General features: G+C 48.8%; 6 protein-coding genes. All 6 read right to left on the reverse strand.

The window, feature by feature from the left end; genetic code table 11:
• Positions 1-160: 160 nt before the first annotated feature.
• The 6 genes from JUB15_RS26705 to JUB15_RS26730 all read right to left on the reverse strand — a co-directional run bounded on the left by JUB15_RS26705 (position 161) and on the right by JUB15_RS26730 (position 10,358).
• Entirely contained in the window at positions 161-493 is a 333-nt protein-coding gene (locus tag JUB15_RS26705; protein ID WP_207515726.1) for a hypothetical protein, read from the reverse strand.
• Positions 494-910: 417 nt separating this feature from the next.
• Positions 911-1,489, reverse strand: a complete 579-nt coding sequence (locus tag JUB15_RS26710) for a collagen-like triple helix repeat-containing protein (protein ID WP_207515727.1) — start codon at positions 1,487-1,489, stop codon at positions 911-913.
• A 192-nt stretch (positions 1,490-1,681) separates the two neighbouring features.
• Positions 1,682-2,701 (reverse strand): PorP/SprF family type IX secretion system membrane protein, encoded by a 1,020-nt coding sequence (locus JUB15_RS26715; RefSeq protein WP_207515728.1) that lies wholly within the window; start codon positions 2,699-2,701, stop codon positions 1,682-1,684.
• Positions 2,702-2,868: 167 nt separating this feature from the next.
• Positions 2,869-4,872, reverse strand: coding sequence for an OmpA family protein (locus JUB15_RS26720; RefSeq protein WP_207515729.1), 2,004 nt, complete (start codon positions 4,870-4,872; stop codon positions 2,869-2,871).
• A 139-nt stretch (positions 4,873-5,011) separates the two neighbouring features.
• Positions 5,012-6,010, reverse strand: a complete 999-nt coding sequence (locus JUB15_RS26725; RefSeq protein WP_207515730.1) for a PorP/SprF family type IX secretion system membrane protein — start codon at positions 6,008-6,010, stop codon at positions 5,012-5,014.
• Between the two features lie 97 nt (positions 6,011-6,107).
• Positions 6,108-10,358: a PKD domain-containing protein gene (locus JUB15_RS26730; RefSeq protein WP_242696531.1), complete on the reverse strand. Its 4,251-nt coding sequence runs from the start codon at positions 10,356-10,358 to the stop codon at positions 6,108-6,110.
• Positions 10,359-10,371: the final 13 nt, after the last annotated feature.

A 10,371-nucleotide genomic window follows, 5' to 3' on the forward strand; every position in this document is an offset into this window, starting at 1 on the left:
TATAGTTCATTCTTTTCTATGGCCGGCATAGGCAAAAAATGCCACCCCGCAAAGCGGGGCGGCCCTCCTGAAATTGTCCTTGATCTTTTTGTACCTGTCCTACAAAATCTCTTATAATATTTTATTTTTAATCGAATACGATCCATCGCTCGATTACCGATCATCCTGCAACATATTGCCAACGGGGGCTGTTACGCCGTTTGAACTTCTTAAACTCTGCTTCGCGGATGGATTTCTTTAAAGAAAAATGCCGGCGAATGGCATGCACCAGGGGATCTGTAAATTTTTTATCTGATTCATTCACGCAGGTCAATTTGTAGGTAACGGCTGAATATCGTTTTATACTGGGCGCGTGATTCATGATATATTCCTCGAATTCCAGGCTCAGCTGCCTTTTGTAAATGGGCGCAGGGTCATTGGCATTGAAGTAGCTGTCAATCGTTTTTTCATTAACCTTGAGAAAGATATTGATCTTTCTGAATAATGGATTCATAAGCAGTTATTTTCAAATAAACAGGTATTGCATGGTTGTACATACTACCCGGCATTCAAAAGGATATTGTCACCGCAACAACCTGACTATATGCTATGGTTATTTATTATGTTAGCAGCCAGGTTGTCCGGTTACCAGCAATAACGCGCAGGAACATCGGATACGATAACAGATATAAAAGTTATAACAACATTAGATATAAATACCTATGCGTGCGGGGAATATTCGTTTAAAACCGATCCTTTGAACATTCAAGCACGTCCAGCACTAAAAAACCCGACAATATTGCCGGGGCCAAACGTAACGCACGAGAAAAAGCACTGCCCATACCAATTTGAATGTCGTTACGTAGTTACATTAGTTTTTCTTAATTCGCCGCTATCGGTGCCACCGGTTTTAACGTGTAGCCCACAGGCCTTAATCTTTTAATTTCAAATGTGCTTTTACCGCTTCATAGTTATTCCAGTCGATCTGTTTGTCCATGCGCAGCGAAGCGCCGCCAGGAATTAGAATATAGCGGTATTGCAATGATTTTCTGCCGGTAGTGGCACTGGTGACGGTGGAAGCATTTACATTGGCATCCAGCTCAATGGTATTGGGTGCGTAAATGGGAACAATTTGCAGCTGTCCCTGAACAAACGGTAAAACAGATACTACCTTATTATCGGATGTACCCAGGTTCACATACACTTTTACTTCACCGGTTGACAAAAATTCATCTGTCATTCTTGGCTCAGTGATCTGGGTGAAAAATATGTTACTGGTTTGATCCAGCGTGAAGGTAAGGTCTAACCAGGCCGAGTACAATACATTGGCGGTTCCGGGATCACCTTTACTACCTGTTTGACCTGTCTGGCCGGTGTCGCCTTTATCGCCCTTGTCGCCTTTTTCACCCTGCGGACCCGTATCTCCTTTTTTACAGGCGCTTATCGTTAAGGCTACAGCCAGCATGAAATAAAAGAAATGGTGCAGGCTCCATTGATGTGTGCGTTTCATGTTCGTGTTTTTTATTTTAGTTGTTATAAATTAAGATTCGTTATCGTACCGGCTTCTGGCTGTAACTGCCGGATCCGGCAGTTACAGGTTCCAGGTTTCAGGGCTTTGCATATAGAGCTCCCCCTGCAACCTGTAACCTGAAACACTTTCATGTTTGACGATTGACGATTGCGGTTCACTTTCGAATTCTTTTCACCAGACATTCCTCGGGCAACCATCATCGTATTTATTTCCGAGCAGAAAACCCACCAGGATCTCATGTGTTCCCTTGCTCACGATATTTAACCCGGAAGTGGTATAATCATAAGAATAGCCGATATTAAACCTGTGGCCGATGTTCACGCCTAACAAACCCACAAACCCGTCATTATACCGGTAACCGGCGCCAAACCAGGCCACATCGCGGTACTGGAGCTTGGCATTTAGATCCAGCTGCGTGGGCAGCGGATTCACATACTTAACCATCACCGATGGAATGAGGTTAAGATCTTCGCCCAGCAAAAAGCGATAGCCGGCTGTGGCAAACAAATGCGGAATGGTTTTGCCATTCGTGGTCCTGACCGAATGATCGGAGAAACTCAGTTTCTGTGGAATGATCTGTTGCGCCGACAATCCGATAAAATAATCGGCTGAATAGAGGTACAGGCCTGCCATAAAATCGGGCTTCAGGGTATTGATCATACCGTTGTTATACACGGCCGGATCAACCTGCACGGTGCCAAAATCAAGTTTGTTGGTGTTTAAGCTGATGCTCGTAAACCCTGCACCAAAACCGGCGGCCAGACTGGTCCTTGCGCTTATGCCCAGATGATAGGCATAGGTTCCATAGGCAGAAAAATAGTTCAACGGACCTGTGCGGTCATTGATGACCTGCAAGCCGACGCCATGATGGGGCGAAGCAGCGGTGTATTCTTCCCAGTACCGTTGTCCACGCGGGTTCTCGCCCGGCACATCAAAAGATGTAGCCGTCGTGCGATAATCTGTTTTATTGATGGGCGTATGTAAAGTCACATACGAGGTTACCGGCGCATCCTGCAGTCCGGCCCATTGATGCCGGTGGCTGGCTTTTATATCGGTGTAATTCTCAATGCCCGTCAACGCCGGGTTAACGATATACTGATTGAGAATATACTGGGTGTAGTGTGGTTTCTGTTGAGCCTGCAACTGAATGCACGCGGCAACGACACTACAAATTGTTATGAGCTTCTTCATGTGTTACGTTTGGTGAATGGTCAGTGGTCAATGGTCAGTGGTCAATGGTCAATGGTCAATGGTCAATGGTCAATCAATTAACTGGTTAACTAGTTAACTTGTTAACTTATTAACTTATCAACTTGTTAACTTGTCAACTAGTCAACTAGTTAACTTCCCAACTCTAATCACTCCCTCAATACCTTAAACTGCGTCCTGCGGTTCAACTGCCTGCCATCCGGGTTATCGCTGCCATCCTCATTGGTATTGGGCGCAATGGGTTGGGAAGAACCATATCCCTTCGCCTGCAGCCGGTCCTTATCAATGCCTTTGCTGATGAGATATGCCACACAGGCGCGGGCGCGGGCTTCAGACAGGCGTTGATTATAGCTTTCGCTACCTTTATTGTCGGTATGTGCGCTGAGCTCAATGGAGATCTCAGGATGAGCGGTCAGGAGCGCCACCAGTTTATCCAGCGAAGCATGGGACGTCGCGCTCAGGGTGGCTTTGTCAAAATCGTAATACACATTGTCAAGCACAACGGCTTCTTCCACGGGCGGTACTTCTTTCACCAGGCAAATGGCCGGATTGATCAGCAGTTCCGCTTCTTTATCCTGCGGCGTATAAAAAGGCAATGAACCATTGCTGTAGCCGCTTACCGATGCCACTGCTTTCAATGGCTGGAATTCATCCAGCATAAAGGAATAAGCCCCATCGCCGGTTGTGGTTTGGGTATGAACTATTTTTTGTTGGATCGTATCCATTATGTGGATGGTAACACCGGAAAGCGGTGTCTTATCGTCGCATGATACAACCGTTCCGCTCACCTGTTTTTTAGGCAGTATTTTCTTTAAATAAAAGAGTTCCAGGCAACAGGTAGCTTCGCGGTCGGAACTCAACCATACATCCTCGAGCACATTACGCGCGCCGCCCTTACTTACAAAATAAATATCATCTTTTACGGAATTGACGGGGTAACCAAAGTTGACGGGCGCTGTCCATTTATCCAGCGAACCCTTGCTGTAAAAGAAATCGTAGCCGCCCATGCCCACACGGCCATTGGCCGAGAATACAAGCGTTGAGGAAGGAAGATGGTAATAAGGCGCCTGCTCATCAGCTACAGAATTGATCACATCTCCGAGATTAGCGGTATGCACCGGTTTACCGGTTTCATCCAGTTCGGCGATCCACAGGTCAAAGCCGCCAAATCCGCCGGGCCTGTCACTGGCATACAACAGGTGTTTACCATCGGGCATTACGAAAGGCTGTTGCGTGCTATAACCGGCAGCATTGACCAAGCTATCCAACAGTACCGGTTCGCTCCACCCATTACCGCTTTTGCGGCTGCTGTAAATACCTGATACCTTTTTGCCGCTTGAGATCATCCACCGGGTAAGAAAGAGTGTATTGCCATCAGGCGTTACACTCACTACGCCCTGGTGCGTACTGCCGGCCTGTGGTAAGGGCAGCGGTTGTACTTCGCCTGCCAGGCCTTCATTTACCGCCGTTGTATACACGCGGTTGATGTGCGACTGCTTCCTGCCCGCGGTAGTATCTACCCGGGTGGAGGTAAACAATAACGTATTTTCATTCAACCATACCGGTGCGTAATTGGCGCCTTCCGTATTCACCGGGGCAGCGGCCTTTTGCACATTGTACAGTTTCAGGTCTTTCTTTTTTAACTGGGTTTGAATGAACCGAAGGCTCATCAGTTCTTTCCTGGCCGACTCTGTATAGTTATCGTCGGTTGTATGTTCATCAAGAAAAAGATTGAATTCTTTTTCGGCCTGTTCATAATCCGCCAGCGCCCGTAGTTCAACAGCATAGTAATAACGGGCCAGCGGAAATTCGCCGGCGCCGGCTTCCAGCGTTTTACCATAATACGTAGCAGCCTTGGTATGGTCATGCAACAGGCGGTAACTTTCAGCTACCCGGTACAACGCCTGCTGGCGGCTGCTTACCGGCACATGATTCTTTTTGGCGGCGGATGACGGAACTGAATACGGACTATACTCATCCTTCTTTAATTTTTGGTCGGCCGCACCTAAATATTTCTCGTAATACCGGGCCGCAGAAAAATAATCAGCTTTTTTATAATAATTATCTGCTGCCCGCAAATAATCATATGTAAACTGAGCTTTGGCTGCCAGCATGCAGCAAGCTATAATACCGGTAGCAATGATCTTCTTCATGTGATAAGTTTGATAATTCACAAATCCTGGTTTTCATAGGCAGCAATCGCGTGTTCTATATAGCAGGGAATTGTTTTTCTAAAAAATAGCGGTTGGTAGAAACCAACCGCCGGTTTCCTGGACATTGGTGTACCTATGACTATAAGCGCGGACAGACAAATTCAACTTCTGGTGTTTTAACCGATCTTCTTCCAATAAAGGATAAGGAGATCTCAAAGCTGTTCGACCCATTGGCCATCTTTCCCAGATCGGAAGTATTCACATCATAACTCACTCCCAGCACTATATTTTTATGGGCAAAACCGACATAGGGCGACAAAGCATCTTTAAAGCGGTAATTCGCACCCAGCATTACATCGGTGCCGGGCGCCGCTATGAGGCGGGCATAAGCACCTACCATTTTCTCCGTAGCTGTTCCCTGTTTCAGGTATAAGATATTCGGTGTCAGGCTTAGTACATCCGACAACGTTATTCGCAACCCTGCATGGCCGGTGAAACGCATGGGCAGGCGCGAATTGCCGGAGGCGCTGAAATGATCATCGGGCCGCGTAAGATGGGCAACCGAGAACCCGCCAAATAAATTCAATTTCTTACCCGGCTGTGCGTCGTAATACAGGATACCGGCAGCTGCATCGAATGAAGTGGAAGATGTTCTGCTGAACGATTCTGCAGAAGTAGCACCGGGATTGTAACCAGTGATCGGGTTCCACTGATCGCCAAAGGAGAGCTTCGACCGGTTGAATCGCCGTTGTATCACCCCTATTTGCATACCCATCACTACCCGATGATATTCCTGCGGTCCGAAACGAACTCCGTTATAGGCATAACTGGCGTATGCCGTAAGATAATTATAGCCGCCATCGCCGGCCGTCTGGTTCAATACATTGGCGCCGAAACTGGAATTCCTGTTGGTGGTAAAATCAACCGCAACGCCGGGGGTGGTGAATGGACTACTGATATTTCCCCACTGTGACCGGTAGATGCCCGATATACGGTAATCACCGTCAAAAGCGCCGGTAAGGGCCGGGTTCAGCCAGGCAGGATAAACGTAGTATTGCGAAAAATGCGGATCCACCTGCGCCTTCACTACATGGGCGCCCAAACAAACTACGATTAACAGTATTATACTTCTTCTCATTACGTATAGTTTTGTTTATGATCAATAGTATCTTTTCGTGAACAGGCTAGTGGCTAGCGGCAAATGGCTGGCAGGGTCCTTTCCTACTTCATACTACCTACTTCACAATAGTCACAGACCCTGTAAGAGGGGTGAACCCACTCTTCAGATGAATAACATAGTAATATGTAGCCATCGGCAATACCTTACCTCCCACAGTTCCGTCCCACGGTGTTCCATAACCGGCCGAGTAAAATACCCGTTGTCCATAGCGATTGAAGACCTCCACGGTGCAGCCGGGATAATCACTCAGGTTGGTGATGTTCCAGGTATCATGAATACCGTCTCCGTTCGGTGAAAAGGCATTGGGTGTTTTTACCGGTTTCAGGATTTTGACTTTCAGGAAATCCGATGCTGTGCACTGACCCTCGCCCAGCGCCGTAAGCGTGTACGTTTCATCGGCCATCGCCTGCAGTACCGGCCGTAATACATTGGCATTGTTCAGGCCGGTCCCGGGCGACCAGTTAAACCTAAGCACCGTTGAGTCGTTGGCAGTCGGATTGAACTGCACCACCGTTCCCTGTGGTACGGTGAAGGATGGACCGGCATCTATCACCGGCTGCAGATAGACCACCACGTTTTTGGTAAAGGGTTGCGAAACGCAACCAACAGCGGTGGTCACCTGTAATTGCACCGTATAGGTACCCGGTAGCTTATATCGGTTCACCGGGTCCTGTACAGTGGAAGAACTACCATCACCAAAACGCCAGTTCCATTGTTGAATAGAACTGTTATTGGTAATACTTTCATCGTTGAATGCATTATCGGCGCCCTGGCACAAGGTGTCAGGCGCTACCGTAAAGGCCGCAACAGGCTTATCAAAGAATGAGGTCAATGTTTTAGAAGCCTCGCTGCTACAGCCCCAGGAAGAAGTAGCGTTGAGATGCACGGGGTATGTGCCGGCGGCTGCATACACATGACTTGCATTAACAGCATGCGACACCGCGCTGTTATCACCGAAATCCCAGGTATAAGCAAGCGACGAATTATCAGCCACTGTAGATGCATTTTTAAAGTCGGCCGCTCCACCCGGCATACATACCGCTGCTGGCAAACTGAAATCAGCTACCGGCAGCGGATGTACTGTTACTGTCCGGGTTGCTGTATCACTGATGCACCCCTGATCGCTCACTGCTACCAGCTTTACAGCATACGTGTTGTATGATGACCATGTGTGTGTAAAGACATTACTGTTGGTATGCGTAACCCAGTTGCCATCACCGAAATTCCATCGCCAGGATGTAATAGTGCCTGATGGTATGGTTGACTGATCGGTGAACGTGGCTGACTGGTTCAAACAGATATCGCTGTTGGCCGTAAAGGCAGCCACCGGTTTGGGATATACCGTAATGGAACTGGTGATTGACTCGGTACAGCCACCAGTAGTTGTAAATGTGTATGTAATTGTATGGGTGCCGGGGCCTGCAATGGCAGGATTGAAACCACCGGTTGCCGTGGTGCCCGGACCACTGTACACTCCTGTGCCGGGAACACCATTGGTGACTGTGGCTGTGGCCACAGAGACCGATGAAGCGATGCTGCCGCAAACGGCCGGCAGTGATGAAAAGCTTAACCGGGGCCGCAAGCTGAAGCTTGCCGGCACCGTAATATCTTTTGTACAGCCATTGGCAGTAGTTACACTTAGTTGAATAGAATAGTTGCCAAAGCTGTACGTGTGTTCAGGATGCCGGAGCGTTGATGTGTTCGGGTTACCTGGCGTTGCACTCGGATCACCGAAATTCCAGTTCCAGCTGGTCAGTGTTTGTCCATCCGGAACTTTGGTCGTATCGGTAAACTGAACAATTCCATTGTCGGGCAAACAGCCGGCCGGATAGCTGAAACCAGGCTGTGGCTTGGCATATACGGTAACAGGAACCAGAGCCGTGTCACTCACACAGGCATTGCTCACTTTCACTACGTGTCTGGCTGTGTACATACCATAAGCCGGGTATGCGACAGATTGCGGATCACCGGTAGTTGCAGTGATCGTTGTATTATTTCCAAAATCCCAATACCAACTATTTACCGGCGCCGGACCGCCATACGATGATGTTGTACTGAATGTAATGGTGCCATCTTCACAATCTGCCAGTGGTGTGGCGCTTACCGTTGTTACCGGTGGTGCATATACAGTAATAACTTTGGTAACATCTGCCACACAACCGTCGCCGGTGACGACTTCCAGGTGTACGTTCTGCGTACCCACGGTGGCCAACAGTTTAGAAGGATTTTGCGCACCATCTTTGCTGCCGTCGGCAAAAGTCCAACGCCATTGCCCGATCGTGTAGGCTCCCGTAGAAGCGGGACCTGTAAACTCAACGGCATCTTTTATACATCCCGTCGGATGCGAGAAAGTAAAATCGGCGGTTGGCCGTGGCTTCACTTCGATGGAGATCTTTAATTCTTCGGTATTATTACAATTATCCAGCGATAAACTGGTTGATCTGATCGGTATCGTGTAAGTGCCGGGTGTATTGAAAATATAGTCACCAGGCAACGTGTATTTATAGTAGGTAATGCCGTTGATGGATTCCGTACCGTCATAGGCCGTTGAGGCGGGATCTAAGACCACGTCGGCATTGGGCGTAACCACAGCACCCAGGCTGCTGATATTCCAAACCAGTTTTAATGGCTGATAACGGATCAGTGCCGACAATTTCACCGGTGTATTTACACAGGTGAATGGATGGCTGTTCTTTCCGCCGTTGGTGGTATCAGGTTGATTATGTACACTACCCACGGCATTGAGGTTGTTCAGGTAAGTACCAATATTATAAGCATAACTTTCCACACTGCCCAATCCATAGGTAATACCGGTAAAGGCTGAATCGCAGGTGACCATACATTGCCCTAAGGGCGCTGCCGGCGGAATGGGACAATCCCATCTTTTTATGGCGACAGAATAACCCGGCATATTGGGATGTGTATAAGAGGTGAACGCAGCGCTGTTATCAATCCGCAAAGAGGTCAAACCGGCCGTGGGCACTACCACGGTTACATAGTTCACTTCTATCCGTTCTTTATTATTGCGGAAGAAGCCCACACGTTTGATCGCCTGCTCTAGCGGGCTGAGTACTACCATTTCGGGATCACCGAGCCCACCATTACCCAGGCAACCACCGCCAGTCATGAATTGCATTACTTCAATAGGCTTATCTGCTTCAATGAGATCGGCTGTAGCGCTTTCATATACATAATAGTTACCGTTCACCAGTGTAGCGTTGAGCGGTGGCGCCGTGATCAGCTGGTTATTCACCCGTACTACGGTTGCCGGGTCACTCACCGCCACTTTATACAAACTCCTTGCAAACGACAAAGGCGTACCCGACCCCGAGAAAGGCGCGGTCAAATACCGTTTGCCCCAGGCATGCCGTGGAAACAATTGCTGGTTATCATTATCACCACCGCCGGTGCCACAGGAAGCGGGATTGCCCGTGCGGCTGCTGCCGGCAAATACCGCGATGGGATTGCAATCGTTGGCGCCGTTGGCCATGGATCGAACGATGGTGCCCGTTAGCTCCTTGCCCGTACCGGAATTACCGCCATTACCGTTGGCATCGGCGCCGTCGTTGGCGCCTACGATCTGGTATATCTGTCCCTTCATTAAAGTAATGGTTGACGTAACGCCGGGCTGCAGGCCTGTTCTGTTTTGCGCCCGGGTTTGCACAGAAGGTGTAACCTGGATGACCGTATTGTCTTTGCTGGCGATAACATACAGCCAGTTATAACAGTTGCTGGCATAACTTTGCCGGCTGTTCAACGACACATAGGAATAACCCCAGGCGGTGACCGGCAACAACATGGTAGCGCCTGAGGAAGCAGAACCATAAATGTGCGCATAGGCAACAATGGGCACGTTGCTTTCGATGTGTATCCCTTTCTTTCTGAAAACACCTGCCCCACCCGTACCTGCCGGTGGCGGATCTGAAAACAGGCGTGCATCATAGTTAGGGTCACTGAGCGGATCGCCCGGTGCTGCAGCTACATTCACCGGTCCTTTTGGAATGATGTCAGAAGCAATGACGGTGAAGGCCGGTATCGTATAGGTTTTACGCCACCAGGTGTTGAAGAACGGTCCGCTGCTGTCGAGTGTTACGGTAACCGTAGCAGGCTGGTCTTCGGCACTCAGGTACAACACCATGTTCATGTCATTCGATCCCTGTTCCATGAACTGATGATGCCCATACCCAACCCAGAACTCGGTGCCCCGGTTCGAGATCGCCTGGCCTGTGGCCCATACGCAACTTAACAGCATCACAAATCCCAGCAGCATTCGCCTTCCCAATGTATGTTCGTGATTGCATACCATATTGCCTGTGTTT

Origin of the sequence: Longitalea luteola (assembly GCF_017356035.1) — a bacterium.
Taxonomy (GTDB): domain Bacteria; phylum Bacteroidota; class Bacteroidia; order Chitinophagales; family Chitinophagaceae; genus Niastella; species Niastella luteola.

Coding starts and splice junctions, on each gene's coding strand:
- JUB15_RS26705 (WP_207515726.1), bottom strand. CDS start 493: ATGAATCCATTATTCAGAAAGATCAATATCTTTCTCAAGGTTAATGAA.
- JUB15_RS26710 (WP_207515727.1), bottom strand. CDS start 1,489: ATGAAACGCACACATCAATGGAGCCTGCACCATTTCTTTTATTTCATG.
- JUB15_RS26715 (WP_207515728.1), bottom strand. CDS start 2,701: ATGAAGAAGCTCATAACAATTTGTAGTGTCGTTGCCGCGTGCATTCAG.
- JUB15_RS26720 (WP_207515729.1), bottom strand. CDS start 4,872: ATGAAGAAGATCATTGCTACCGGTATTATAGCTTGCTGCATGCTGGCA.
- JUB15_RS26725 (WP_207515730.1), bottom strand. CDS start 6,010: ATGAGAAGAAGTATAATACTGTTAATCGTAGTTTGTTTGGGCGCCCAT.
- JUB15_RS26730 (WP_242696531.1), bottom strand. CDS start 10,358: ATGGTATGCAATCACGAACATACATTGGGAAGGCGAATGCTGCTGGGA.